Raw genomic sequence first — 24,539 nt, 5'->3', positions numbered from 1 at the left:
ACCATGCCTGAACTTCCCGAGGTCGAGGTCGTGCGGGCGGGCCTTGAGCCCGCGGTCTCCGGTGCCCTCGTCACCGGCGTCGAAGTCTTCGACGACCGGTCGCTGCGCCGTCACGACCGCGCGCTGGGCGACTTCGAGGCCCTGCTCACCGGGGCCCGCATCGACGCGGCAGTGCGCCGGGGCAAGTTCCTCTGGTTCCCGCTGGGAACCGCCACGGGCACCCAGCCGCCCGCCCAGCTGCCCAGCCAGCCGCCCACCCGGGCGCTGGTCGCCCACCTGGGCATGAGCGGCCAGGTGCTGCTGCGGGCCCCCGGCATCGAACCGGAGAAGCTGATGCGCATCCGGTTGATGCTGCACCACCCGGAGCATGGCGAGCTGGCCCTGCACTTCGTGGACCAGCGCATCTTCGGCAGTATGGCCGTTGACGTCCTGCAGCCCACCAGGGACGGCCGGCCAGCCGGTTACGCCGGACCCGGCATGGCGCCCGGCCTGGCGTCTGGTCTGGTGGCCGATCCGCCGGCCGTCGCCGGTTCGCGGCTGATCCCCAGCCAGGTGGCGCACATCGGGCGCGACCCGCTCGATCCGGCCTTCTCCGCACCGGACTTCTACCGGGCACTTGCCCGCAGCCGCTCCGGCATCAAGCGGGTATTGCTGGACCAGACGGTGGTCAGCGGGATCGGCAACATCTATGCCGATGAGGCCCTCTACGAGGCGAGGGTGCACTTCGATCAACCCGCCGCGTCCCTGTCCACGGTGACGGCCCGGAGGCTGCTCGCCGCGGTGCGGGCGATCCTGCTGCGCGCCCTCGCCGAGGGCGGCACCAGCTTCGACGCCCAGTACGTCAACGTGAACGGGCAGTCCGGCTACTTCTCGCACAGCCTCAACGCGTACGGGCAGCACGGGCGGCCGTGCCCCCGCTGCGGCACCGAACTCGTGCGCGCCCGGTTCATGAACCGGTCGTCGCACTACTGCCCGCGGTGCCAGCGGTTGCGCTGACCCGCCGCCACGCCCCCTCGTAGCCCATCGGCACGAAACCGAGTGCCTCGTTCACGTCGAGCATGTAGCGGTTCTCCTCGGCGTTGAAGGTGGTGACCGCGGACTGGCCCGGGAACTGCAGCGCGAGCTGCTGCAGATTGGCCGCCTTCATCAGCATGCCCAGCCGGTGCCCGCGGTGTTCCCGCAGCACCAGGGTGTCGTCCTGCTCCACTGAGCGACGGGCATCCGTGGGCACGGACAGCTCGGTGAACCCGGCGAGCCGGCCGGACGGCCGGTGCAGGGCGGCGGTGACCAGGGCCACCCGCCCGCCGGTGGCGCTCGCCTCCTGCTCCGTGACCAGCCTGTCCACGCTCCAGACATCCTCCGGTTCCTCCAGGCCGGCCGTCGGCGCATCCGTCGACATGCGGGTATACAGCAGCGCGAAGTCGTCCAACCAGCGCGCGGGGGTGGGTCCCGTCCAGCTCAGCACCGCGTACGCATCACCGGCCCTGGACTGTGCCGCCGCGAACTTCGCGGCGAGGGCCACTGGGTCCACCGGCAACGGCAGGATGCTGCCGCGTTCCACCTGCTCGAGTCGGTACCCGCGGTGCAGCAGGAAACGCACTTCCGGATTGCCCGCCGGCACCGAGCCGAACCCCGTGGGGGCGCTCAGCCGCTCGCCGGGGGCGTCCGGCGACATGGCGTACACCACGCTGATGGTGCGATGCTCGGCATCGGCGATGGAATCCAGCAGCTCGGCCAGCGCCGTGCCGATGCCGCGACGACGGTACTCCGGCAGTACCTCGACGGTGAACCAGGCGAACTCCGACCCGGGCTCGGCCAGGGTCTCGTAGACGGCCCTGGCCACAATGACACCGTCGACCCTGGCCACGAACAGCCGGCGCGGTTCGTGCCGCTGCATGAGCCAGGCCGGCAGTTGCTCCTCGGCGGAGTGGGCCAGCACACCGGTTCCGTAGGCGTGCTCCTCGACGGCGTTGCGCACGGCCGCCGCGGCGGCGAAATCCGCCCAGCCCTCACCCTCCGGTTCGAGGGGAATGGCCAGCTCGGCGAGGTCGAACGTGCGGCTCTTCATGTGCGCCGAGCCTAGGCCTCGTTCCGCGGCTTGGACAGGGCTTCGACCGGGATCCGTGGCCGCGTCCCCCGAGCGGGGGCTGCGCGGGATCCCCAGCGGGCCGGTCCCGGTAAACCAGCGGTGGTCGGGTACCGTTGACTCGATAACTGCCGTGCAGGATGAGTGCGGGAAGGACGGGCGCGTTGTACCTGAAGAGTCTCACCCTCAAGGGGTTCAAGTCCTTCGCCCAGCCGACGACCTTCGCCTTCGAACCCGGTGTGACCTGCGTCGTCGGACCGAACGGCTCCGGCAAATCCAACGTCGTCGACGCCCTCGCCTGGGTGATGGGTGAACAGGGCGTCAAGACCCTGCGCGGCGGCAAGATGGAGGACGTCATCTTCGCCGGCACGTCCACCAGGGGCCCCCTCGGGCGAGCGGAAGTCACCCTCTCGATCGACAACAGCGACGGCGCGTTGCCGATCGAGTACGCCGAGGTGACGATCTCGCGCACCCTGTTCCGCAACGGTGCCAGCGAGTACGCCATCAACGGCCGCACCTGCCGACTGCTCGACGTGCAGGAGCTGCTCAGCGACTCCGGCCTCGGCCGGGAGATGCACGTCATCGTCGGCCAGGGGCAGCTGGATGCGGTGCTGCGGGCCAGCCCGGAGGAACGACGCGGGTTCATCGAGGAGGCCGCGGGAATCCTCAAGCACCGGCGCCGTAAAGAGAAGACCGTGCGCAAGCTCGAGGCGATGCAGGCCAACCTCACCCGGCTCAGCGACCTGGCCGGGGAGATCCGCCGCCAGCTCAAGCCGCTGGGCCAGCAGGCCCAGGTGGCCCGGCAGGCCCAGCAGATCGCCGCCACCGTGCGGGATGCGCGCGCGCGCCTCCTCGCCGACGACGTGGTGGTGTTGCGCCGCGCCCTGGATGCCCACGGCCGGACCGAAAGCGAGCGGCACTCCGAACGGATCGTCCTGCAGGAACAGCTCGACCACAACCAGGTGCGGGTGCGGCGGCTGGAGGAGGCGCAGGTGGGTGACGCCGTCGACGTCGCCCGGCGCACCGCGTTCGGGCTCGAGTCAGCCCAGGAACGGTTGCGGGGCCTGTACACCCTGGCCAACCAGCGCCTGGCCCTGCTGGGAACCCAGGCCGAGCCCGGTGATCGGCCGGCGGGTGTGACGCCGCAGCAGGTCGACGACGCCGTCGCCGAGGTCGAACGCCTGCGGACGGGCATCACGACCGCCGAGGACGCTTGGGCGAGGGCCCGCACGACGACCGCCGCGGTCCGTCGGGACCTCGACGCCGTCGATGAGGAGATCGCGGCGCAATCCGCCCTTGTCTCCCGCCACGACCTTCGTGTTGCCCAGCTCGCCGGCGAAGCCGACACCGCCGCGTCCCGGCTGGCCGCCGTGCGCGGCGAGGTGCTGCGACAGCAGGGCGCCCTCGACTCGGCCCGCGATCGCCTGGCCGCCGCGCAGGGCCAGCTCGCCGAACTCGACGAGAACGCCGACGAAGCTCCCAGCGACGTCGACCTCGAGGAGGTCGTTGACCTCGCGCAGGCCGAGGTCGTGCGGGTCGACGCCGAGATAGACAGGCTCCGCGACCTGCTGCACGGGCACGAACGCGAGCGGGACGCCCTGGCGGCCCGCACCGGCGCACTGACCCTGGCCCTCGGCCAGAAGGACGGCACATCCGCCCTGATCGAGGCGAACCTGGCCGGCATCCGGGGCCTGGTCGCCGAAGGCATGAGCGTTCAGCCCGGCTTCGAGCGTGCGATAGCCGCGGCGCTCGGAACCCTCGCCGACGCCATCGCCGCCGACGACCGCGATGCCGCCATCGCCGCCGTCGGCCACGCCGCGGCGCAGAAGCTGGGCCGGGTTGAGCTGGTGCTCGCCGCGTCGGCCGGCGGCACGCCGACGGACGGGCCCGACCTGTCCGACCTGCCCGGCGCCGTCCTCGCCCACACCGTGGTCGACGCGCCCGCCGGTGTGCTCGGGCTGCTAGCCCGGACGGTCATCGTGGACGACCTCGAGGCCGCCGTGACCGTCTCAGACGCCCTGACGGGGCGCATGGCCGGCACGACGGCGCTGACCGTCATCACGCGCGCCGGAGACGTGCTCACCGCGCACGCGCTGCGCGGCGGGTCCGGCGCCGCACCGAGCAAGCTGGAGCTCGTCACCGAACGAGACAGCGCCGAGGACCGGCTGGGCGAGGTGACGTCACTGATCACCCAGGTCGCCGGCGACCTCGGCGAGCAGCGCAGCCTCCTGTTCACCGTGCGGGACCAGGCCAGGACGGCACAGGCGGCCCTGCGGGAGCACAGCACCAGGGAGTCGGCCCGTGCCGACCGGCGCAACCGCCTGACCGTTCAGGTCGACGCTGCGTCCGCCGACTTCGATCGCCTGCACTCCGCCGCCGACCTCGCCTCGGCCGGCGTGGCCGCCGCCGAGAGCGCAGCCGCCACCAGCGCCCAGGCGCTGGACACCATGCGCTCCCAGCCGAGGCCGATCCTGGACGTGAGCGCACGCGACGCCCTCTTCGCCGAACTGGAACGTGCCAGGGAGACCGAGATCGAGGCGCGCCTGCAGGTGGACACCGCCAAGGAGCGGCGGCGCTCAGGGCAGGGCCGGGTGCACTCCCTGACCCGGCAGCTGGAAGCCGACCGGGCCGAAGCCGATGCCGCCGCACGCCGCGCCGTCCTCCGGCGCCGGCAGGTGGCCGCCGCATCCGCCGTCGCCGACGCGCTGCCCCCGGTGCTCGCCTCGATCGACACCGCCGTGGCCGAGGCCCGCCAGCGGCTCGGCGCGGCCGAGGCCGAACGGGCCAGCCAGAACACCGAACTCAGCGGGCTGCGGCGGGCCGAGGTCGAGCTGCGCACCCGGCTGCAGGCCATCACCGAGAACGTGCACGGGTTGGAACTGGCGATTTACGAGAAGAAGCTGCAGGTGTCTGCGCTGCTCGAACGGGCAGCCAGCGAACTGGGCCTGGTCGAGGACGTGCTCGTCGGCGAGTACGGGCCGGACCAGCCGGTGCCGGCGACCGCCAGGACACGGGACGGTTCCGCCGCGCCGACCCCCAGCGACGACAGCCCAAGCGACGACAGCCAGGCGACGCCCTACGATCGCGCCGAGCAGCAGGCCCGGCTCGCCGCCGCCGAACGCACTTACGCGCGCCTGGGGCGCATCAACCCGCTCGCCCTCGAGGAGTTCGCGGCGCTGGAACAGCGCCACCTGTTCCTGACCGAGCAGCTCACCGACCTCACCACCACCCGGGCCGACCTGCTGCGCATCATCGACGACATCGACCTGAAGATGGGCGCCATCTTCGCCAGCGCCTTCGACGATACCCAGGCGGCGTTCGCCGAGGTCTTCCCCGTGCTGTTCCCCGGCGGCAGCGGCAGCATCACCCTCACCGACCCCGAGAACATGCTCACCACCGGCATCGAGGTGTCGGTGAAACCGGCGGGCAAGAAGATCGAACGGCTCTCGCTGCTGTCCGGCGGCGAACGCTCCCTCGCTGCGGTCGCCCTGCTCATCGCGATCTTCAAGGCCAGGCCGAGCCCGTTCTACATCATGGACGAGGTGGAGGCGGCGCTGGACGACGCCAACCTGGGCCGGCTCCTGACGATTTTCGAAGACCTGCGGGAAACCAGCCAGCTCATCGTGATCACCCACCAGAAACGCACCATGGAAATCGCGGATGCCCTCTACGGCGTGTCCATGCGGCAGGACGGCGTGTCGGCCGTCGTCGGCCAGCGCATCCTCCGCGAGACCGAACAGGTTTCCTGAGGCGGCCGGTCTCAGTCCAGCGCCGACGTGGTTCCGTCCGGTCGGGCGCCGTCGGATGACCCCTGGGTCACTGCACCCGGCGGCGCTGCACCCGGTGTCACTGCACCCGGCAGCGGGCGGTTGCTCCGGAACAGGTTCTCGGGATCGACCCGGCCCTTGATTTCTGCCAGCCGGCGCAGGTCTGCCGCGCCGAACACCAGGGAGAGGTCCTGGCCGTTCGTGAGCATGGACGGCACGCCCCGGGGGACCCTGACGGCCTGCACCGTGTCGTCCAGGGGCTGGAAGAGCAGATGGTGCTCCGCGGTGCCGGGGACCGGCGCCCCCGGCGGCAGGACCGCCGCGGCGAACAGCATGAAGCCCGCGTCGAGGTGGCCCGCAACGCCGTCGGCGCCGATCGCGGGGTCGCCGATCACACCGCCGAGCGGGCGCAGCTGCAGCAGGGTGAGGCCGGCGTAACTCGCCGTGTGGAAGGCCTCGACGAGTGCCGCGATCGTCGCCGAATCCAGTTCGGTGACCGTCCTCGCCCAGTCCACTGCGCCCGACGGCTCCTGCGGCTCCCCGGACACGTCGCCCAGCTGGCCGATCGAGAACGCCCCGCAGAGGTTCGCGATCACCGGTGCGATCGACAATAGCGGGGCCAGCAGCGCCTCGCCCTCCGCCACCGACCCGACGAAGACGGCATCCACCTGGGTGAAGCTGCGGCCACGGAGCAGTTCGGGGACCTGCTCGACGTCGGGAAAGTTGATCAGCCCCAGGAACAGACTCAACTCCGGAGGCGCGTCGAGCAGGATCTCGGCCGCGGCGCCGAAGACGACCTCCGCCGCGTCGGCGGGGAACAGGATCTTGCCGCCGAAGAGGTCGGGTGCGGAATGGAGGTCGATCTCGAGTGTGGTCACCACCCCGAACAACCCGCCCGCACCGCGCAGCCCCCAGAGCAGCTCGGGGTCGCTGTCCCGCGTCACCCGGCGCAACACCCCGGTCGAGTCGACCAGTTCGACGGCGCGAATCGAATGGGCGGCCAGGCCCTTCCACCGGCTGAACCACGAGTGCCCGCCGGAGAGCAGGTATCCGGCCACACTCACATCCGGGTTCGTGCCGGCCAGGGCGATGAGGCCGGTGCCGTCGAGCCGGTTCAGCAGCGTGCCCCACGGCACGCCGGCGCCGACACGGGCGAACCGGGCCACGACATTCACGGTGATCTCATCGAACGCGGTTGTGCGCACCAGGATCCGGCCGGCCAGGTCATCGGTGGCGCCGTGCCCCCTGGGTTGCACGGTAACGCCCAGGCCGGCCTCCCGCGCGGCGACGATCACGTGCCGGAGATCCCGCACCGAGCGGGGCCGCACGATGGCGGCTGGATGTTGGTCGACGGCGAGATTCCACGCCGCCCTGGCGTCGTCCCAGCCGGGGTCGCCGGGCAACAGCACGGTGCCCTCCAGCCGTGCGGCGAGGGCCGCCAGGGTCTCGTGAGCGTCGGGCGTCGGGGCTGGGGTCAGGCTCATGGCCGTCCTTTCGAAGGGGCGCGGCCCGGTCCGCGCGGCGACTACCGTGACGATACCCAGCACCGCCCCGATCCCGCGACCCCCGGGAGCGCGGGCGTCGGGCGAGCCATAGGCTAGGGGCATGGCAGAACGCACCCCGTGGTCCCTCTCCGGCGCATTGCGCGGAGTGTTCGCGAAGAAAACGATCGACGCAGATACCTGGGATGACCTCGAGGACTCGCTCATCACGGCCGACTTCGGCTCCGACGTCACCGACGCTATCGTCACCGAGCTGCGGGCCAAGGTGGCCAGGTACAGCACCACCGACCCCAGGGACCTGCACCGGATGCTCCGCGAGGACCTCGAGGAGCGCCTGTCCAAACTGGACTCCACGCTGAACCTCAGCGCCCGCCCGGCCGTGGTGCTCGTCGTCGGCGTCAATGGTGTGGGCAAGACCACCACCATCGGCAAGTTCGCCAAGTTCTTGCGCGTGTACGACCGCAGTGTGCTGATCGGCGCGGCCGACACCTTCCGGGCTGCCGCCGTCGAACAGCTGGCCACCTGGGCCGAGCGGGCCGGCGCCGACATCGTCAAGCCGCAGGCGCAGGGCCAGGACCCGGCATCCGTGGCGTTCCAGACCGTGGAGCGGGCGATCAACACCGGGACCGAGATCGTGATCATCGACACCGCCGGCCGGCTGCAGACCAAGGGCGGTCTGATGGACGAGCTCACCAAGATCCGCCGGGTGATCGAGAAGCAGACCCCCATCTCCGAAGTGCTGCTCGTGCTGGACGCCACCACGGGCCAGAACGGCCTCGCGCAGGCCGAGGCGTTCATCGAACACGCGGGCGTCACCGGCCTGGTGCTGACCAAGCTCGACGGGTCGGCCAAGGGCGGCTTCGTCCTGGCGGTTCAGGAGAAGACCGGCATCCCCATCAAACTCGTCGGGCAGGGTGAGGGGATCAACGACCTTACCGGATTCACTGCGCACGTTTTCGCACAAAAACTCGTCGGATAGGACATCCCATGACCATCGAACACGATTTCTTCGGCATTCTCGGCAGCGACGACGACAGCGGAGAGGTCTACTGGTCCGACACTGCCGAGCTGGGTGACCAGAACGTCGAGATCGACGTCAGTTCCCCCGATGAGGAGTCGGTGTCGTCCGAGGCGCTCGATATCGTCGCGGCCATGATCAACGCCCTGGAGGACCTGGACTCGCAGGCCCGGGAATCGCTCGTCGCGGACCTGAGCGCCGAAGTCTCCGTGACCGCCCAGTTCATCGTGGGCCAGTTCGACGAGCTCGACCCCGAGGTCCTCGAGGACGCCCTGATCTGGGACTCCGGTGACAAGCAGATCGATTACCTGCGTTCCCTCCAGTTGCAGCGGATCGGTTTCCACCCGCACCACATCGGTAACGACCAGCACTTCGCGGTGTTGGACTACTCGATCAACCCGCACGAGACGGATGCACTGCTGGTGGTCACCCTGGACGTGCACGGCGACACCATCGTGATCGCCGCCGACAGCTAGCATCCGCTGGCCGGCAGCCGTGAACGACGAAGGCCCCCGGAGTGCTCCGGGGGCCTTCGCTGTGTACGGGGACGGGCTGATCAGCCCAGGTGCACGGCCGCTTCGTTGCCGAGCAGGTCCTCCGGGCGCGGGCGGACCATGAAGAAGGCCACCGGGGCGGCCAGGAAGACGCCGACGGCTGCCCAGAAGAAGGCGGCCTGGTAGCCGTCGACGAATGCCTGCAGCTGCGCGACCGGGGTGCCGTCCCCGCCCGCGAGGGAGGAGGCGACGGCCGAGGTATACAGCACGGTGAACACCGCCGAGCCGATGGACCCGCCGATCTGTTGCACGGCGGTGACGGCGGCGCTGGCCGCACCGGCGTCATGGGCGTCGATGCCGGCCAGGGCCACGTTCTGCAGAGGCACGAAGATCATCGCCAGGCCCAGGCCCATCAGGAGCAGGCCGGGCAGGACCTCGACGGCGTAGCTGCCGCCGACGGTGATGCGGGACAGGTAGAGCAGGCCGGCGGCCACCACGACGGGGCCGACGGTCATGGGGATGCGCACGCCCACCCGGGGCAGGAACTTCGACAGGGTGCTTGCACCCACGATGATCATCGCGGTCATCGGCAGGGAGGCCAGGCCGGACTCGAGCGGGGAGAAGCCCAACACGATCTGCAGGTGGAAGGTGAGGAAGAGCAGCCCGCCGAGCAGGGCGGCGCCGGTGAGCGTTCCGGTGATGAACGCACCGCCGCGCACCTTGTCGGCCAGGATCCGCAGGGGGAGCAGCGGGTGGTTCGACCGGCTCTCGACCAGCACGAACAGCGCCAGCAACAACACGCCGAGCGGGATGAAGACCAGAACCTGCCACGACGACCAGCCGTTCTCGGCCTGGGCGAAACCGTAGACCAGCGAACCGAGGCCGAGTGCCACGAGGATGGCGCCGGGCACGTCGTACTTGGTGTTTCCGTGCGCCTTGCTCTCCCTGATGATCGGGATGGCCGCGGCGATCGCCACAATCGCGATCGGCACGTTCACCAGCAGGCACCAGCGCCAGCTGGCGTACTCGGTGAGCACGCCGCCGAGCACCAGGCCCACCGCGGCGCCACCGCCGGCGATCGCGCCGTAGACCGAGAAGGCCTTGATGCGGTCCTTGCCGCCGGGGAAGTTCACGGTGAGCAACGCCAGGGAGGCCGGCGCGAGGAGCGCGGCGAACAGGCCCTGCAGGCCGCGGGCGGCGAGCAACTCCCAGGTACTCTGCGCCATTCCACCGAGGGTGGACGCGATGGCGAAGCCGGCCATGCCGACGATGAAGGACCGCTTGCGACCCCAGTAGTCGGCGATGCGGCCGCCGAGCAGGAGCAGGGCGCCGAAGACCAGGGCGTAGAGGGTGACGACCCAGGTGCGGTCGCCGTCGCTCATGCCGAGGTCGCCCTGGGCGTGGGGGAGGGCGATGTTGACGATCGTGCCGTCGAGTACGACGGTGAGCTGGGCGAGGGCCACGATGGCCAGGAGCCACCACCGGCGCGGGTGATGGGCCGCGGACTCCGGGGTGGGGATAGGGGGTTCTGACGGGGTGGAAACCGGAGAAACGCCGGTCGGGGTCGATTGTGACATGCCGAGAATCCTACCAAACGAACTAGTTCGTTTTGCTACACTGGCGGCATGAACATTGAGGTTTCTCCCGCCGGGCCGGCCCCGAAGGAGCCGGAACCGACCCGGCAGCGCATCCTCGAGGCGGCCAGGATCGAATTCGCCGCCCACGGGCTCGCCGGCGCTCGCATCGACCGGATCGCGCGCGCCGCATCCGCCAGCAAGGAGCGTCTCTACGCGTACTACCGGCACAAGGCCGACCTCTTCGACGCTGTCCTCGAACTCAACCTCGAGGAGTTCGCCGCCGCCGTGGCCCACGGGGGAGAGACCCTCGCCGAGTTCGCCGGGTCGCTCTACGACCACTCCGTGAGCCACCCCGAACACCTGCGGATGATCGACTGGGCGCGCCTGGAGCGCCAGGACATCCTGGCGGAGCCGTCGGCCCGGATCAGCGACTTCCACACGGAGCAGGTGCGCGGAATCCAGGCCCTGCAGGCGGCCGGCGTCGTGGACCCGGGGTGGGACCCCGACCACCTGACCGCCCTGGTCTTCGGCATCGTGTCCTGCTGGATCCACGAACCGGCGGCGGCCTTCTCCGCGTTGCCGGCGCCGGATGCGGGGACGAACGCCGCCCGGCGGGCCAGCGTCGTGCGTGCGGTGGAGCGTCTGGTCGCCCCGGCGGCCTGAGCCCCCGCGTCCCGAATCGGCTACTGGACGGTGCCCTTGACCGGGTCGCCCAGCGGCACGTTCTCGAGCACGCTCACGTCGGTCGGACCGGCGACATGACTCGCGAGCAATGCGTTCAGCTCGGTGATCGGCTCGCCAGCTGCGTGCGCGGCGAGATCGGCCGGAGTGGCCCAGCGTTCGATCATGACCACCTGATTGGCGTCGTGGTGGAGGGCATAGAGCTCGCAACCGGCTTCGGCGTGCACCTTGGGCGAGGCGATGGCGAAGGCGTCCACCACATCCTGGATGTGCCCGTCCAGCGGGGTGATCACGGCGACGACGACAACTGACATGGGTGCTCCTTCGGTACGGCGAAGCTCCTACGGTACGCCGGACGGATGCCAATCGCCCCCAATGACGAGCGGCACCGTCGCGAGCCGGTTAAACTAGGACCACAATGGCTACTTTTGGAAACCTCTCAGATCGCCTCGCCGAGACGTTTAAAAATCTCCGCACCAAGGGCAAGCTCAGCGCGGCGGATGTCGACGGCACCGTACGCGAGATTCGTCGCGCCCTCCTCGACGCCGACGTGGCCCTCGAGGTCGTCAAGGACTTCACCGGGAAGGTGCGCGAGCGCGCCCTCGGCGACGAGGTCAGCAAGGCGCTGAACCCGGCCCAGCAGGTCGTGCAGATCGTCAACGAGGAGCTCATTCAGATCCTCGGCGGCCAGCAGCGCCGCCTCGAGTTCGCCAAGAAGCCGCCGACCATCATCATGCTCGCCGGCCTGCAGGGTGCGGGTAAGACCACCCTCGCCGGCAAGCTGGCGAAGTGGCTGGCCAAGGACGGCCACACGCCGATCCTCGTCGCCGCCGACCTGCAGCGCCCCAACGCCGTCACCCAGCTCGAAGTCGTCGGTTCCCAGGCGGGCGTGCCCGTGTACGCCCCTGAACCCGGCAACGGCGTGGGCAACCCGGTCAAGGTGGCCCGCGACGGCGTCAAGTACGCCCAGCAGAAGCTGCACGACGTCGTCATCGTCGACACCGCCGGTCGTCTCGGCGTCGACTCCGAGATGATGAAGCAGGCCGCGGATATTCGCAAAGCCATCGACCCCGACGAAGTGCTCTTCGTCATCGACGCCATGATCGGCCAGGACGCCGTGGCCACCGCCCGCGCGTTCCAGGACGGCGTCGACTTCACCGGTGTCGTGCTGTCCAAGCTCGACGGCGACGCTCGCGGCGGCGCGGCCCTGTCGGTGGCCTCGATCACGGGGCGCCCGATCATGTTCGCGTCAACCGGTGAGGGCCTGGACGACTTCGAACCGTTCCACCCCGACCGCATGGCCAGCCGCATCCTCGACCTCGGTGACATCCTCACCCTGATCGAGCAGGCGCAGGGCGCGTTCGACGAGGACGAAGCCCGCAAGATGGCGGAGAAGTTCTCCACCGACAGCTTCACCCTCGACGACTTCCTCGGCCAGATGCAGCAGCTGCGCAACATGGGCTCGATCAAGAAGATGATGGGCATGCTGCCCGGCGCCGGCGCCATGAAGCAGCAGCTGGACAACTTCGACGAGCGTGAGATCGTGCGCACCGAGGCCATCATCCAGTCGATGACCAAGGCCGAGCGGGTCACCCCCAAGCTCCTCAACGGCTCTCGGCGCCTGCGCATCGCTCGCGGTTCGGGCTCCACCGTGACCGAGGTCAACCAGCTCGTGCAGCGCTTCGAGCAGGCCGCCAAGATGATGAAGACCGTCGCCAAGGGCGGCATGCCCAACATTCCCGGTATGGGACCGGTCCCCGGCGGCATGGGCGGCAAGCGCCCCCAGGTGCAGCAGAAGAAGAAGGGCTCGAAGTCGGGCAACCCGGCCAAGCGTGCGGCGGAGAACGCGGCGCTCGCGTCGGGGGAGAAGATCGGCGGTGCACCCGCCGGCGGCTCGGGCTTCGGACTCGGCGGCGGCGCGAAGGCTCCGGCCGGCGGGCCCACCCCCGAGGAGATGGCGGCGCTGCAGAAGATGCTCGGCCGGTAACCTCGCCCGGGCGGAGCTGCTGGCCGTAGGATTCTGCAATGACTACTCACCAGCCCCGCCCGGTGCGCCTCGGCGTGCAGATCGCTCCGCAGCACGCCGACTACACCTCGATCCGCAATACCGTCGCGGGCGTCGAGGCCCTCGGCGCTGACATCGCCTTCAACTGGGACCACTTCTACCCGCTCTCCGGCGACCCGGAGGGACTGCACTTCGAGTCCTGGACCCTGTTGTCCGCCTGGGCGGAACAGACCAGCGTCATCGAGATGGGCGCGCTGGTCAACTGCAACAGCTATCGCAACGCCGACCTGCAGGCCGACATGGCCCGCACCATCGACCACATCAGCGGCGGACGCTTCATCTTCGGCACCGGCTCCGGCTGGTTCGAGCGTGACTACGACGAGTACGGCTACGACTTCGGTACGGTCGGCAGCCGGCTGGATGCCCTGGCCGAGAACCTGCCCCGCATCGAAGCGCGCTGGGCAAAGCTGAACCCGGCGCCCGTCCGCGACATCCCCGTGCTCATCGGCGGCGGCGGCGAAAAGAAGACGCTCCGGATCGTGGCGCAGCACGCCGACATCTGGCACTCGTTCTCGACGCCCGACGTCCTCACCCACAAGCTCGGGGTGCTCGGCACGTGGTGCGACACCGTCGGCCGCGACATCAACGAGATCGAGATCTCGACCGAACTGCGCGGCAAGACCACCGAGGAGGCCGACGAACTCTACGAGCTCGGTACCACGCTGTTCACCCTCGGTATCTCCGGCCCGGCCTACGACCTGGCCCCGGTCGAAGACTGGATCGCCTGGCGCGACGCCAAGAACCTCCCCAAGGCCCTGGCGTCCTAAGCCACCCGCACCGCCTGCGAGCCGTGAGCTGAACCCCGAATACCCCGCGTTTTCGGGGTCAGGCTCACGGCTCGCGGGGCGTGGGGTGCAGGCCTTCGCGCAGCTCGCGGGCGAGGGAGGCGACCACCGCAGGGAGGTGGCCGTCGTGCAGGGCGGCCACGGCCAGTTGGCGCTGGTAGCTGGCGCCCTGGTCGAGGATCAGGTTCAGCTGCTGCAGCTCCGGCAGGCAGCCCAGGCGTTCGGCCGTGGGGGAGAGCACCTCGACGAGGCGGCGCACCTCGTCGGTGACCATCCGTTCGGTGCCGGTGGAGTTCACGATGATCTCAGCCGCCAGCCCGTACCGGGCGGCGCGCCACTTGTTCTCGCGCACGAACCACGGCTGCATGGTCGGCACCGGGCGGCCGCTGTCGATCTCGGTCGACATCCACTCGACCAGGCACTGGATGAGCGCGGCGATCCCGCCGAGCTCCTCCACCGTGGAGACCCCGTCGCAGGCACGCACCTCGATGGTGCCCCAACGCGGCGACGGCCGGATGTCCCAGCGCACTTCGGTGGCGTCCTCGATGATCCCGGTCACGGTGAGGTCGTTCACATAGTTCTCCCACGCCGCCCAGTCGTCCAGGCGCCAGGGCAGCCCCGCGGTGGGCAGCTGCTGGAACATCTGCGCGCGGTTGGACGCGTATCCGGTGTTCACGCCGGCCCAGAACGGGCTCGACGCGCTGAGGGCCTGCAGGTGCGGCACGAAGCTGAGCAGCCCGTTGAGGATCGGGATGACCTTGTCGCGGTCCTCGATACCCACGTGCACGTGGATGCCCCAGATCATCATGTTGCGCCCCCACCACTGGGTGCGGTCAATGAGCTTGTGGTAACGCTCCTTGTCGGTGACCTGCTGGTCGAACCACTGGCCGAACGGATGCGAGCCGGAGCAGATCGGGTCGACGCCGCGCGGCTCGGTGATCGCGCGTACCTCGGCGACCTGCCCCGCAACGTCGGCGACGGCACCGGCCACGGTGTGGTGCACCCCGGAGACGAGCTCAACGGTGTTCTGCAGCAGCTCGCCGGTGATGTGCGGGTGCGGGGAGCCATCCGGTTGCGTGAGGGCGTCGAGGACCTCGTCGGCGATCGAGACGAGGTCGCCGGTTGCGCGGTCGACCAGCGCGAGTTCCCACTCGATGCCGATCGTCGAGCGCTCCGAGTGAGCGAATTCGATTCCCGCTGTTCCGGTTCCCACGGCTTCGGTTCCCACGGTGGTGCCCTTCGCGCTTCGGCGCCCCTGGTCGGGGCGATGTGGCCCAATCCTGACAGCAAATCAACCCGGCCGCCGCCCGGCGCGCTACACGGCGTCATGCCCGTACCGAGGAAACCGGATCTCGATTATCACAATGTGGTCGATGTCTGACACAATGATTAGTCGAGTTCCGTTGCGCCCGACCCTCTAATCCGGCGTAACACGAACCTTATTGAGCTTGTGCCGAGTGTGCCCCCACGCTCACGGCTGTCAGTTCGCCAAACTATCTAAATCACAGGAGAATTGTGGCTGTCAAAATCCGTCTGAAGCGCATGGGCAAGATTCGTGCGCCGTACTACCGCATCGTTGTCGCCGACTCGCGCACCAAGCGCGATGGTCGTGTCATCGAAGAGATCGGCATCTACCACCCCACGCAGGAGCCTTCGGTCATCGAGGTCAAGTCCGAGCGTGCCCAGTACTGGCTCTCCGTCGGCGCCCAGCCGACCGAGCAGGTTGCGGCACTCCTCAAGCTGACCGGCGACTGGGGCATCTTCAAGGGTGACAAGAACGCCGTCTCCACCGTCAAGGTCAAGGAGCCCAAGGCTGCTTTCGTCGCCGACGAGAAGAAGAAGCCGGTTCTGAAGCCCAAGGCCGAGAAGCCCGCGGCCAAGGTCGAGACCGAAGACGTTGCCGCTGAGGCAACCGAAGAGGACAAGGCGTAATTTTGCTCGCTCCCGCGCTTGAGCACCTCGTCAAGGGAATCGTTGATCACCCGGACGACGTGCACGTTGTAGCCCAGAACTCACCCCGTGGCGAGGTGCTCGAGGTTCGTGTGAACCCCGAGGACCTCGGCCGGGTGATCGGCCGCGCCGGTCGCACCGCCAAGGCGCTGCGTACTCTGGTGGCCGCTCTGGCCGATGGCAAGCGCGTGCGGGTCGACGTTGTCGACACGGACTTCTGAAGCGGCAGTGACTAGCCCCTCATGAGCGACGACAGCACGACCCCGGCCACCCAACTGCGGGTGGGGCGCCTCACGAAGGCCCACGGCCTCAAGGGCGCCATCAAGCTGGAGCTGTTCACGGACGACCCGGGACGACGTTTCGTCCCGGGCGCCGTGTTCACCCTCCAGGTGCCGACCAGCTCACCCTGGCACGGCAAGACCATCGAACTCGTCGAGCTGCGCTGGTACAACCAGCACGCCGTCGGGTTCTTCAAGGGCGTGCCCGACCGCGAGGCCGCCGAGACCCTGGCCAAGGCCATTCTCTGGATCGACCAGGACTCCGCCGAGCAGACGGATGAAGAAGACGCCTGGTACGACCACCAGCTGGTAGGACTCGCCGTGGTGCGGGACGGTGTGCAGATCGGCACGCTGACGCGCCTCGAACACCTGCCCGCCCAGGACCTCCTGATTGTGAAGACCGCCAACGGCGAGGTGATGATCCCGTTCGTCAAGGCGATCGTCCCCTCGGTCGACGTTGTGGCCGGCATCATCACGATCACCCCTCCGCCCGGACTGCTCGAAGAGCTCCCGGACGAGCCGGACACCGACGAACCGGTGCCGGACGCCGAAACCCCCGAAGAACCGGCAGCGACGCCGACTCCCGACGGTCAGGGCGCGTAACCGCCACTGACCCAGTTCACGGGGAGAGGCGCGCCGCGCCACACCTACTTCACGTTCGTTGATTTCGCGGCCGTTGAAGAGGAGTACCGTCGCATGACCTACGTGAATCCGGACCACCTGATCGATTCGCTCGTTCACTCCGGGGTCGTCAAGACCAACCTCACCGCCCGGCAGATGTTTCTGCGCGGCGCCCTGTCCGGTGCGATCCTGGGTGCGGCGACGTCGCTCGCCCTCACCGCGTCGGCCCAGACCGGCCTGCCGATCGTGGGCGCCATCCTTTTCCCGGTCGGGTTCTGCGTGATCCTGATGCTGGGCCTCGAGCTGGTCACGGGCAGCTTCGCCCTGATCCCGCTTGCGGTGCTCGAGGGGCGCACCACCATTGCGAAGGCGCTCAAGAACTTCGCCGTCGTGATCCCGGCCCACATCGTGGGAGCAGGCCTGTTCGCGCTGCTCTATGTGGGTGTCATCACCTACCTCGGCACCGACACCACCGACCCGGTGATCCAGGCGATCATCCACCTGGCCGAGCACAAGGTGCTCCCGTACGAAGCCGTCGGCGCCGGCGGCGTCCTGGTGGCCGTCATCAAGGCCATGCTCTGCAACTGGATGGTGGCGCTGGGCACCATCATGTTCTACACATCCACCTCGGCCGCCGGCAAGATCCTCGGCATGTGGCTGCCCGTGCTCACCTTCTTCGGCCTGGGCCTCGAGCACGCCGTGGTGAACATGTTCGTCATCCCGGCCGGCATGCTGCTCGGCGCTGACATCAGCTTCGGCGACTGGTGGGGCTGGAACACCGGCCCGGTCCTGATCGGCAACTTCCTCGGCGCCGTGCTCTTCACGGCCCTGCCGCTCTACTTCTCGCACCGCACCCGGGTCAACCGGGAAGCGGCGAGCCACGACGACGTCGACGCGGACAGCACGACGGAACTCGCCGCCGCCCACTCGTAGACTTGACCGTTATGCGCATCGACATCATCAGTATCTTTCCGGAGTTCTTCGGTGTGCTGGACATCTCCCTCCTCGGCCGCGCCCGGCAGGCCGGCCTGATCGACCTCGCTGTGCACAACCTGCGCGATTTCACCCACGACCGGCACAACACCGTCGACGACACCCCCTACGGCGGCGGCGCCGGCATGGTGATGAAGCCGGAGCCGTGGGGCGAAGCGCTGGACAGCATCCTGCCCGCGAGCTCCGACCTGGACGATGACGGAGCCGGTCCGGTCTTGATCTTCCCGTCACCGGCCGGGGACCAGTTCACCCAGGCCATGGCCAGGGAACTGGCCCAGGAGCCGCACCTGGTCTTCGGCTGCGGCCGCTACGAGGGCATCGACCAGCGTGTGGTCGACCACTTCGCCGGCCGTGGCCGGGTGCGCCTGGTCAGCTTGGGCGACTACGTGCTCAACGGGGGAGAGGTGGCCGTGATGGCCATGATCGAGGCCATCGGCCGGCTCATCCCCGGAGTGGTCGGCAACCCGGAGAGCCTCGTCGAGGAATCCCACGAGGACGGCCTGCTCGAGTACCCGAGCTACACCAAGCCGGCCAGCTGGCGGGGCCTGGACGTGCCGCCGGTGCTGCTCAGCGGCAACCACGGCGCCATCGCCGCGTGGCGCCACCAGCAGCAGATCGAACGCACCCGTGCGGTGCGCCCGGACCTGCTGCCGGCCGACATCGCCGATCCCACTCTTCTGCCTCCAGCGAACTCCAAGGCTCGACGGGGCAGCCGCGGGTAATCTGGTGCTGTGATTCTCCGCAGGGTCTTCTACTACTGGCAGTTCGTAGCCGTCGGCGCGCTTCCGCTCTGGCTGATGGTTGCCGCGTCGATTTTCGGCACCTCCGCCTGGCAGGTGCTCGGTGCGAGCTTCGGCGCCATCGCCATCGGGTTCGGCCTGCTCGTCGTGAGCCTGCTCTTCCTGGCCCGCAAGGAGGTGCGCCTGGCGAAGGCCGTCTCCTGGGCCGACGTGGGCGTTCTCACCCTCTGGCACGCACTGATCGTGCTGATGGGCGTGTACTCCGACAGTGCACCGTGGCTGTCCGTGCTGGTCGTCCTGGTTGGCATCGGTGCCTTCTGGTTCGCCGTCTGGGAACTGTACGACGCCGCCCGCAAACGCGTGCGCGAGGCCCTGGCCTATATCGACGAGACCGCCAGGTTCGGCACGGTTCCCGCAGGCGGGTCCCCGTTTCCCACCATGGCGAACCCTTCCGCGGCACGCTCGGAGAACCCCGGCGGTGCCCCAGCGGACCCCAGCGTCATCATCATCCAGGAGAAGCCCGGCGAACGTTGACGCGTCCCGGGTGCTCCCTGTTGGCGCGCCGTGTGATTTCGTGGCAGAATAAGCGTTTGTGCCGCGGCAAGTCTCTGCCACAGGGGAGCTGCATCGATATCGGCACGCACACACTCAATTGGTCGCCACCAGCTCACCTTCCGTGAGCGGGCGGGGCGCCACTAAAACGTCCTCGACCTGTGGCGGGTACAGAGAGCGAATAACATGCATATTCTCGACCAGGTGGACGCGGCATCGCTGCGTTCAGACATCCCGGAGTTCCGCGCCGGCGACACCGTCAAGGTCCACGTCAACATCGTTGAAGGCGCACGCTCGCGTGTCCAGGTCTTCCAGGGTGTCGTCATCGGCCGTTCGGGCGAAGGCGTCCGCGAGACCTTCTGCGTCCGTAAGGTCAGCTTCCAGGTCGGCGTCGAGCGTACCTTCCCGGTGCACTCCCCGGTGATCGACCACATCGAGGTCGTCGTCCGCGGTGACGTGCGTCGCGCCAAGCTGTACTACCTGCGCGGTCTCCGTGGCAAGAAGGCCAAGATCAAGGAAAAGCGCGACTAACCAGCGCCAGTCGCGAACCGTTCGGCCGTAAGCCTGAGCGTATTCGCAGCCCGCTGGATTTCCCCCTGAGCTCCTCCCCGCTAAACTGGGCGAGGAGCTCAGGCGGTTAAATGACAGACAACATTCTGCCCTCGCGATCGCATCGCCTGGAATCAGATTCGCCGCGCAAGAAGCGTGGCGTCGCGATATTCATTCGCGACCTTCTCATCATCTTCGTGGTGGCACTGCTCATCTCGTTCCTGATCAAGACGTTCCTGGTGCGGTCGTTCTACATCCCCTCAGGGTCGATGGAGAGCACCCTGCTGGTGCAGGACCGCATCATCGTCAACCAGCTCGAACCCGACCTCGTGCCCGCCTCTCGCGGCGATGTCGTGGTCTTCCGGGATCCGGGCGGCTGGCTGCCCCCGCAGGCGCCGATCGAGCAGAACCCCATCGTGGCCGCCCTGGACTGGACCATGTCGGTGGTGGGGCTGTCGGCACCGGACAGCAACGACCACCTCATCAAACGCATCATCGGCCTGCCCGGCGACCACGTCGTCTGCTGCAACGCGCTGGGCCAGATGAGCGTCAACGACATCCCGCTGAAGGAGCCGTACGTGCTCCTGCCGGCCGGGCAGACCAGCGCCTCCAAGGACGCGTTCGACGTCGTCGTGCCGGAGGACTCCCTCTGGGTGATGGGCGACAACCGCTACGATTCGCTCGACTCCCGCTACCACCCGGACACCCCCGGCAAGGGGTTCGTGCCGATGGACAACGTGGTGGGCCGCGCCCTCGTGATCAGCTGGCCGGTGAGCCGGTGGAGCTGGCTGGACGACTATCCCGACGTGTTCCGGGGAGTCGAGGAGGCCGAGAAGTGATGATCGGCGACCCACGATGATGGCTGTCGTCGAACCCACCCTCGAGGTGGAACTGGCCATGCTCTCCGCCGGCGCCAGCTGCGTCATCGGCTGCGACGAGGTGGGCCGCGGCGCCCTCGCCGGACCGGTCGCGGTGGGCCTCGCCGTCGTGACGGCCGCCGTCGGAGCGTTCCCCGAGGGCCTCCGCGACTCCAAACTGCTCAGCGAACCGCGCCGCGAGCGCCTCGCCCCACTCGCGGCAGCGTGGGTACAGCACAGCGCCGTCGGGCTGGCATCACCGCAGGAGGTGGATGCCGTGGGCATCATCGCCGCGCTCGGCCTGGCCGGGAAGCGCGCCCTCGCGCTCCTGCACGCCGACGGTGTCGACATCCGGAACGGCGTGGTGCTGCTGGACGGCAACGACGACTGGCTGAACAAGGCCCTCGCCACCCCGCTGTCCGTCGTGACCCGCATCAAGGCTGACCAGGACTGCGCGTCGGTGTCGGCGGCATCCGTCATCGCCAAGGTCCACCGGGACCGCCTGATGATCGCGGCGGACCTCAGCACGCCCGGTTACGGCTGGAAGGGCAACAAGGGTTACGGCAGTGCCGAGCACATGGCCGCCATCGGATCCCTGGGGGCCAGCGCGCACCACCGGCTGAGCTGGCTCAAAATTCCGCAGTAACTTCTGCGCGTAAGATTGACTCACCATGGAAGAAGAAGAGTTCGAGGACTACGACCGCGAGGTCGAGTTGGCCCTGTACCGCGAGTATCGAGACGTAGTGGGGCAGTTCCAGTACGTGGTTGAGACCGAGCGCCGCTTCTACCTCGCAAACGAGGTCGAGCTGGTGCGGCGGGACACCGAGCACGATTTCTACTTCGAGCTCACCATGAAAGACGTCTGGGTCTGGGACGTCTACCGCTCCGACCGGTTCGTCAAATCGGTGCGCGTGCTGACGTTCAAGGACGTCAACGTGGAGGAGCTGGCCTCGAAGGAATTCGAACTGCCCAAGGAACTCGCGCTCGACGAGTAACAGCCTGCACCAGGCCGGCGCCGGGCGTCCGCCCGGCTGCTAGCGTGACGGGATGAACGCTCGTCCGAACCGCTCCCGCACCGACGCCCAGTCCACGGTGGACGAGGCGCTGGACCTTGCCCCGCTGATCGACGGCCACAACGACTGGGCCTGGGAGATGCGCGAACACCGCGGCTACTCCGTGGAAGGCCTCGACGGCGCCCTCGACACCGACACCGACATCGACCGGTTGCGTGCCGGCCGGGTCGGCGGACAATTCTGGTCGGTGTACGTGGAAGACACCCTCGCGGGCGCGGACGCCGTGCAGGGCACCCTCGAGCAGATCGACTGGGTCTACCGGCTCGCCGCCCGGTACCCGGATACCTTCCAGGTCGTCACCAGCGCCGCCGGGGTGGAGGCCGCCCGTGCCGGCGGCCGAATCGCGTCCCTCCTGGGCGCCGAGGGCGCGCACAGCCTCAACGACTCGCCCGCGGTGTTGCGGATGCTCGCCCGGCTCGGTGTGCGCTACCTCACCCTCACCCACGTGCACAACACGAGCTGGGCCGACTCCGGCACCGACGAGCCCGTGCACGACGGCCTCACCGACAGGGGTGTCGAGTACATTGGCGAACTCAACCGCTTGGGCGTGCTGGTCGACCTGTCCCACGTCTCCCCGGCGACCGCGCACGCCGCGCTCGATGTGACGACGGCACCGGTGATCTTCAGCCACAGTTCCTGCTCCGCTGTCACCGCGCATCCGCGCAACGTGCCCGACGACGTGCTGGCGCGCCTGGCCGAGAACGACGGCGTGCTGATGGTGACGTTCGTGCCGCAGTTCGTCTCGGCCGAGTATGCGGCGTGGTTCGCCGGTGACCAGAGCAGCCCGGCGCCGGTGGTGACCCTCGCGCAGGTGGCCGACCACATCGAGCACGCCCGCACGGTCGCCGGTATCCGCCACATCGGGCTGGGCGGCGACTTCGACGGCACCGACGAATTCCCCGACCAGCTCGAGGGCGTCGACGGGTACCCGGCCCTGCTGCTCGAGCTCGCCGGACGCGGCTGGAGCGCCGCCGAACTGGCCGCCCTGGCCGGCGCGAACGTACTGCGGGTACTGCGGGCGACCGATGCCGCGTTCGCCGGGAACGGGGCGGAGCCGACCCGGCTGACGGTCTGACGGTTGGCGGGAGGACGGTCGCGGATTGCATCCAATTTGTGATCATCGGACCGGGCCGCCGCCGGGGGGCCGGCGTAATATCCATCTCAGGAAATTCTTCTGAAGGAGTGGATCGCAATGAAGCGTTCCGTTGCACTCATCCTCAGCGCGTTGATGGGTGCCGTATTGTTCACCTCCGGCACATCCGCCGCCACCGCCGCCCCCTATTGCGGGATCACCTGGGGCTCGTTACCCAAGAGCCAGGGTGTCACCGCACCCGATGCGACGATCACCAATGCCCGCGCGGGCCAGCATCCCTGCTTCGACCGCTTCGTCGTCGACGTCCGCGGTGACCTCACCGGGTACGCCGTGCAATACGGGGTCGTTCGCAAGGAGGGGTCGGGTACGCCCGTGCCGCTTCGCGGCGCCGCCGACCTGCGCGTCATCGCGCTCTCCGACCCGTTCGACAACAACAACGTCGTGACCTACGACCCGGCCAACGACAACGAAGCCGTCAACGTCTCCGGCTACCAGACCTTCCGGCAGGTAGCGTTCGCCGGTGGTTTCGGCGGGGAGAGCACATTCGGACTCGGCGTTAGGGCCCGGCTGCCGTTCCGCACGTTCATCCTCGACGGACCCGGCGATGCCAGCCGACTCGTCGTCGACGTCGCGCACCGGTGGTGAGCCACGTTCCTCAGGGCGTGCGTGGCTCGCAGATGACCACCGGGATGTCCCGGGAGGTTTTGCGCTGGTAGCCGGCGTAGCCGGGATTGGCGCGCACGATGCGCGGCCACAACGCGGCCTTCTCGGCCGCGCCGGCCGTGCGCGCCCGCATCGGCCGGGTGACACCGTGTTCGGTCAGTTCGACGTCGGGATGAGCCACGAGGTTCAGGTACCAGAACGGGTGCCGGTCGTCGCCGCCCTTGGACGCGATCAGCACCACCAGTCCCGGCTCGTGAATCGGTGCCGTGAGCATCGTTGATCGTCGTTGCCCCGAGGTGCGGCCGATGGTGTGCAATTCGACCACGTGCATCGGCCCGATCCTCCAGCCGACGCGGCCGCGGGTCAGGGTGAGGATGGCCCGGTGCACGCCGTTCATCGCCCGCATCGACAGGTCGGTAACGCGGTTGGAGATCATGGGCTCAGCCTACGACCGCGCACCGGTTGACACCCATTTGGGGGCTGGGTACCGTCCTCAGGGATAGAGCCCCATCGACGGGCACCACCCCAACGACGTGAAGGAGTTCCAATGTCTGATGATTCCGTATTCCTCTATCTCGGTGTCTACCCCGACACGGCGACGGCCGAGTCCGACCTGGAGGTCGTGAGCGAGCTGCACGCCAGCAAGGTGATCGGCACCTACGACGCCGGCGTCGCGACGAAACAGGCGGACGGATCGGTGGAGGTGCGCCGCAAGACCAGCAAACACGCCGGCTGGACCGGCGTCGCCGCCGGCGCGGTTGTCGGTCTGCTGTTCCCTCCGAGCATCATCGGTACCGCCATCGTGGGCGGTGCTGCCGGCGGTGTCGTCGGGCACTTCTGGCGAGGCCTGGACCGCGGCGACCTCAAAGAGCTCGGCGAATTGCTCGACTCGGGCGAGGCCGCACTCATCGTCATCGGCAAGGACCGGCTGGACGAAGAATTCCGCAAGGCGGGCCTGGTGGCGCAGAAGCACATCCAGAAGGAGCTCAAGGTCGACGCGAAGGAACTCGACAAGGAACTCGCAGCCGCGTCAAAGGAAATGCAGACCCAGGCGCGCAACGACACCTATTGATCAACGCGTAAAACCGACCCATCAGAACCACCCGAGGCCGCTCCTCCACAGGGGCGGTCTCGTCGCGTGTTGCACAGCCTGGCCTAGACCCCGGTCGGGGGACCGCCGCGCCGACCACGCTGG

At 68.7% G+C, this 24,539-nt stretch carries 26 protein-coding genes; 20 read left to right on the top strand and 6 right to left on the bottom strand.

Annotated features, from left to right (window positions below; all coding sequences use genetic code 11):
- Nucleotides 1-3 precede the first annotated feature (3 nt).
- A complete protein-coding gene (mutM, locus tag ACU5E9_RS04695; protein WP_456812460.1) occupies nucleotides 4-996 on the top strand; it encodes a bifunctional DNA-formamidopyrimidine glycosylase/DNA-(apurinic or apyrimidinic site) lyase in 993 nt (330 codons plus the stop codon).
- Here the strand turns inward: mutM and ACU5E9_RS04690 are convergent.
- The gene (locus ACU5E9_RS04690; RefSeq protein ID WP_456812459.1) at nucleotides 947-2,068 is read right to left on the bottom strand and encodes a GNAT family N-acetyltransferase; all 1,122 of its coding nucleotides are present in this window, start codon (nucleotides 2,066-2,068) and stop codon (nucleotides 947-949) included. The genes mutM and ACU5E9_RS04690 overlap by 50 nt on opposite strands.
- A 182-nt stretch (nucleotides 2,069-2,250) precedes the next feature.
- On the opposite strand from ACU5E9_RS04690, the gene smc reads away from it, so the two are divergent.
- Complete coding sequence (gene smc, locus ACU5E9_RS04685; protein WP_456812458.1) at nucleotides 2,251-5,835, top strand: chromosome segregation protein SMC; 3,585 nt, start codon at nucleotides 2,251-2,253, stop codon at nucleotides 5,833-5,835.
- Between the two features lie 11 nt (nucleotides 5,836-5,846).
- Here smc and ACU5E9_RS04680 read toward each other — a convergent pair whose 3' ends face one another.
- Nucleotides 5,847-7,337 carry an FAD-binding oxidoreductase gene (locus tag ACU5E9_RS04680; RefSeq protein ID WP_456812457.1) on the bottom strand — a complete coding sequence of 497 codons (1,491 nt, stop codon included), beginning with the start codon at nucleotides 7,335-7,337 and terminating at the stop codon, nucleotides 5,847-5,849.
- 121 nt (nucleotides 7,338-7,458) lie between these two features.
- Between ACU5E9_RS04680 and ftsY the strand changes: the two genes are divergently transcribed.
- A complete protein-coding gene (gene ftsY / locus ACU5E9_RS04675) occupies nucleotides 7,459-8,334 on the top strand; it encodes a signal recognition particle-docking protein FtsY (RefSeq protein WP_456812456.1) in 876 nt (291 codons plus the stop codon).
- An 8-nt stretch (nucleotides 8,335-8,342) separates the two neighbouring features.
- Nucleotides 8,343-8,849, top strand: coding sequence for a DUF2004 domain-containing protein (locus ACU5E9_RS04670; RefSeq protein WP_456812455.1), 507 nt, complete (start codon nucleotides 8,343-8,345; stop codon nucleotides 8,847-8,849).
- Between the two features lie 80 nt (nucleotides 8,850-8,929).
- On the opposite strand, the gene ACU5E9_RS04665 is transcribed toward ACU5E9_RS04670, so the two are convergent.
- Nucleotides 8,930-10,444, bottom strand: coding sequence for an MFS transporter (locus ACU5E9_RS04665; protein WP_456812454.1), 1,515 nt, complete (start codon nucleotides 10,442-10,444; stop codon nucleotides 8,930-8,932).
- A gap of 48 nt (nucleotides 10,445-10,492) precedes the next feature.
- Between ACU5E9_RS04665 and ACU5E9_RS04660 the strand changes: the two genes are divergently transcribed.
- Nucleotides 10,493-11,107 carry a TetR family transcriptional regulator gene (locus tag ACU5E9_RS04660; protein ID WP_456812453.1) on the top strand — a complete coding sequence of 205 codons (615 nt, stop codon included), beginning with the start codon at nucleotides 10,493-10,495 and terminating at the stop codon, nucleotides 11,105-11,107.
- A 20-nt stretch (nucleotides 11,108-11,127) separates the two neighbouring features.
- Here ACU5E9_RS04660 and ACU5E9_RS04655 read toward each other — a convergent pair whose 3' ends face one another.
- Complete coding sequence (locus ACU5E9_RS04655; protein ID WP_456812452.1) at nucleotides 11,128-11,439, bottom strand: putative quinol monooxygenase; 312 nt, start codon at nucleotides 11,437-11,439, stop codon at nucleotides 11,128-11,130.
- Nucleotides 11,440-11,543: 104 nt separating this feature from the next.
- Between ACU5E9_RS04655 and ffh the strand changes: the two genes are divergently transcribed.
- Complete coding sequence (gene ffh, locus ACU5E9_RS04650) at nucleotides 11,544-13,112, top strand: signal recognition particle protein (protein ID WP_456812451.1); 1,569 nt, start codon at nucleotides 11,544-11,546, stop codon at nucleotides 13,110-13,112.
- Between the two features lie 38 nt (nucleotides 13,113-13,150).
- Nucleotides 13,151-13,957, top strand: a complete 807-nt coding sequence (locus ACU5E9_RS04645; RefSeq protein WP_456812450.1) for an LLM class F420-dependent oxidoreductase — start codon at nucleotides 13,151-13,153, stop codon at nucleotides 13,955-13,957.
- A gap of 64 nt (nucleotides 13,958-14,021) precedes the next feature.
- Here the strand turns inward: ACU5E9_RS04645 and ACU5E9_RS04640 are convergent, their stop codons facing one another.
- Nucleotides 14,022-15,203, bottom strand: a complete 1,182-nt coding sequence (locus tag ACU5E9_RS04640) for a glutamate--cysteine ligase (RefSeq protein ID WP_456812449.1) — start codon at nucleotides 15,201-15,203, stop codon at nucleotides 14,022-14,024.
- A gap of 287 nt (nucleotides 15,204-15,490) precedes the next feature.
- On the opposite strand from ACU5E9_RS04640, the gene rpsP reads away from it, so the two are divergent.
- From rpsP to ACU5E9_RS04580, 12 genes are all read left to right on the top strand, one after another.
- Nucleotides 15,491-15,907: a 30S ribosomal protein S16 gene (rpsP, locus tag ACU5E9_RS04635; RefSeq protein WP_456812448.1), complete on the top strand. Its 417-nt coding sequence runs from the start codon at nucleotides 15,491-15,493 to the stop codon at nucleotides 15,905-15,907.
- 2 nt (nucleotides 15,908-15,909) lie between these two features.
- Nucleotides 15,910-16,146, top strand: coding sequence for an RNA-binding protein (locus ACU5E9_RS04630; RefSeq protein WP_066596208.1), 237 nt, complete (start codon nucleotides 15,910-15,912; stop codon nucleotides 16,144-16,146).
- Nucleotides 16,147-16,167: 21 nt separating this feature from the next.
- The gene (rimM, locus tag ACU5E9_RS04625; RefSeq protein ID WP_456812447.1) at nucleotides 16,168-16,806 is read left to right on the top strand and encodes a ribosome maturation factor RimM; all 639 of its coding nucleotides are present in this window, start codon (nucleotides 16,168-16,170) and stop codon (nucleotides 16,804-16,806) included.
- 93 nt (nucleotides 16,807-16,899) lie between these two features.
- Nucleotides 16,900-17,757, top strand: coding sequence for a formate/nitrite transporter family protein (locus ACU5E9_RS04620; protein ID WP_456812446.1), 858 nt, complete (start codon nucleotides 16,900-16,902; stop codon nucleotides 17,755-17,757).
- An 11-nt stretch (nucleotides 17,758-17,768) separates the two neighbouring features.
- Complete coding sequence (gene trmD / locus ACU5E9_RS04615; protein ID WP_456812445.1) at nucleotides 17,769-18,539, top strand: tRNA (guanosine(37)-N1)-methyltransferase TrmD; 771 nt, start codon at nucleotides 17,769-17,771, stop codon at nucleotides 18,537-18,539.
- Between the two features lie 9 nt (nucleotides 18,540-18,548).
- Complete coding sequence (locus ACU5E9_RS04610) at nucleotides 18,549-19,091, top strand: MFS transporter (RefSeq protein WP_456812444.1); 543 nt, start codon at nucleotides 18,549-18,551, stop codon at nucleotides 19,089-19,091.
- Between the two features lie 204 nt (nucleotides 19,092-19,295).
- On the top strand, nucleotides 19,296-19,640 hold the full coding sequence (gene rplS, locus ACU5E9_RS04605; protein ID WP_220604071.1) for a 50S ribosomal protein L19: 345 nt from the start codon (nucleotides 19,296-19,298) through the stop codon (nucleotides 19,638-19,640).
- Between the two features lie 110 nt (nucleotides 19,641-19,750).
- On the top strand, nucleotides 19,751-20,497 hold the full coding sequence (gene lepB, locus ACU5E9_RS04600; protein ID WP_456812443.1) for a signal peptidase I: 747 nt from the start codon (nucleotides 19,751-19,753) through the stop codon (nucleotides 20,495-20,497).
- Nucleotides 20,498-20,513: 16 nt separating this feature from the next.
- Nucleotides 20,514-21,161 (top strand): ribonuclease HII, encoded by a 648-nt coding sequence (locus ACU5E9_RS04595; RefSeq protein ID WP_456812442.1) that lies wholly within the window; start codon nucleotides 20,514-20,516, stop codon nucleotides 21,159-21,161.
- Nucleotides 21,162-21,186: 25 nt separating this feature from the next.
- The gene (locus ACU5E9_RS04590) at nucleotides 21,187-21,510 is read left to right on the top strand and encodes a DUF2469 family protein (RefSeq protein WP_130176401.1); all 324 of its coding nucleotides are present in this window, start codon (nucleotides 21,187-21,189) and stop codon (nucleotides 21,508-21,510) included.
- 52 nt (nucleotides 21,511-21,562) lie between these two features.
- On the top strand, nucleotides 21,563-22,663 hold the full coding sequence (locus ACU5E9_RS04585) for a dipeptidase (RefSeq protein ID WP_456812441.1): 1,101 nt from the start codon (nucleotides 21,563-21,565) through the stop codon (nucleotides 22,661-22,663).
- Between the two features lie 117 nt (nucleotides 22,664-22,780).
- Nucleotides 22,781-23,326, top strand: a complete 546-nt coding sequence (locus ACU5E9_RS04580; protein WP_456812440.1) for an AMIN-like domain-containing (lipo)protein — start codon at nucleotides 22,781-22,783, stop codon at nucleotides 23,324-23,326.
- A gap of 10 nt (nucleotides 23,327-23,336) precedes the next feature.
- Here the strand turns inward: ACU5E9_RS04580 and ACU5E9_RS04575 are convergent, their stop codons facing one another.
- The gene (locus ACU5E9_RS04575; protein WP_456812439.1) at nucleotides 23,337-23,780 is read right to left on the bottom strand and encodes a nitroreductase/quinone reductase family protein; all 444 of its coding nucleotides are present in this window, start codon (nucleotides 23,778-23,780) and stop codon (nucleotides 23,337-23,339) included.
- A gap of 111 nt (nucleotides 23,781-23,891) precedes the next feature.
- Between ACU5E9_RS04575 and ACU5E9_RS04570 the strand changes: the two genes are divergently transcribed.
- On the top strand, nucleotides 23,892-24,416 hold the full coding sequence (locus ACU5E9_RS04570; RefSeq protein ID WP_456812438.1) for a DUF1269 domain-containing protein: 525 nt from the start codon (nucleotides 23,892-23,894) through the stop codon (nucleotides 24,414-24,416).
- Nucleotides 24,417-24,539 lie beyond the last annotated feature (123 nt).

Source organism: Cryobacterium sp. AP23 (genome assembly GCF_054075385.1).
The sequence above is the reverse complement of the archived record's forward strand: the minus strand, read 5'-3'. Positions and strand labels throughout refer to the sequence as shown.

Bases quoted from the DNA above. Each gene is read 5' to 3' on its own strand.
- ACU5E9_RS04595 (WP_456812442.1), top strand. From the start codon at position 20,514: ATGATGGCTGTCGTCGAACCCACCCTCGAGGTGGAACTGGCCATGCTC.
- ftsY (WP_456812456.1), top strand. From the start codon at position 7,459: ATGGCAGAACGCACCCCGTGGTCCCTCTCCGGCGCATTGCGCGGAGTG.
- ACU5E9_RS04660 (WP_456812453.1), top strand. From the start codon at position 10,493: ATGAACATTGAGGTTTCTCCCGCCGGGCCGGCCCCGAAGGAGCCGGAA.
- ffh (WP_456812451.1), top strand. From the start codon at position 11,544: ATGGCTACTTTTGGAAACCTCTCAGATCGCCTCGCCGAGACGTTTAAA.
- rimM (WP_456812447.1), top strand. From the start codon at position 16,168: ATGAGCGACGACAGCACGACCCCGGCCACCCAACTGCGGGTGGGGCGC.
- ACU5E9_RS04665 (WP_456812454.1), bottom strand. From the start codon at position 10,444: ATGTCACAATCGACCCCGACCGGCGTTTCTCCGGTTTCCACCCCGTCA.
- ACU5E9_RS04690 (WP_456812459.1), bottom strand. From the start codon at position 2,068: ATGAAGAGCCGCACGTTCGACCTCGCCGAGCTGGCCATTCCCCTCGAA.
- ACU5E9_RS04620 (WP_456812446.1), top strand. From the start codon at position 16,900: ATGACCTACGTGAATCCGGACCACCTGATCGATTCGCTCGTTCACTCC.
- rplS (WP_220604071.1), top strand. From the start codon at position 19,296: ATGCATATTCTCGACCAGGTGGACGCGGCATCGCTGCGTTCAGACATC.
- ACU5E9_RS04655 (WP_456812452.1), bottom strand. From the start codon at position 11,439: ATGTCAGTTGTCGTCGTCGCCGTGATCACCCCGCTGGACGGGCACATC.
- ACU5E9_RS04645 (WP_456812450.1), top strand. From the start codon at position 13,151: ATGACTACTCACCAGCCCCGCCCGGTGCGCCTCGGCGTGCAGATCGCT.
- ACU5E9_RS04585 (WP_456812441.1), top strand. From the start codon at position 21,563: ATGAACGCTCGTCCGAACCGCTCCCGCACCGACGCCCAGTCCACGGTG.
- ACU5E9_RS04580 (WP_456812440.1), top strand. From the start codon at position 22,781: ATGAAGCGTTCCGTTGCACTCATCCTCAGCGCGTTGATGGGTGCCGTA.
- ACU5E9_RS04670 (WP_456812455.1), top strand. From the start codon at position 8,343: ATGACCATCGAACACGATTTCTTCGGCATTCTCGGCAGCGACGACGAC.
- trmD (WP_456812445.1), top strand. From the start codon at position 17,769: ATGCGCATCGACATCATCAGTATCTTTCCGGAGTTCTTCGGTGTGCTG.
- ACU5E9_RS04590 (WP_130176401.1), top strand. From the start codon at position 21,187: ATGGAAGAAGAAGAGTTCGAGGACTACGACCGCGAGGTCGAGTTGGCC.
- lepB (WP_456812443.1), top strand. From the start codon at position 19,751: ATGACAGACAACATTCTGCCCTCGCGATCGCATCGCCTGGAATCAGAT.
- ACU5E9_RS04575 (WP_456812439.1), bottom strand. From the start codon at position 23,780: ATGATCTCCAACCGCGTTACCGACCTGTCGATGCGGGCGATGAACGGC.
- ACU5E9_RS04680 (WP_456812457.1), bottom strand. From the start codon at position 7,337: ATGAGCCTGACCCCAGCCCCGACGCCCGACGCTCACGAGACCCTGGCG.
- ACU5E9_RS04570 (WP_456812438.1), top strand. From the start codon at position 23,892: ATGTCTGATGATTCCGTATTCCTCTATCTCGGTGTCTACCCCGACACG.
- mutM (WP_456812460.1), top strand. From the start codon at position 4: ATGCCTGAACTTCCCGAGGTCGAGGTCGTGCGGGCGGGCCTTGAGCCC.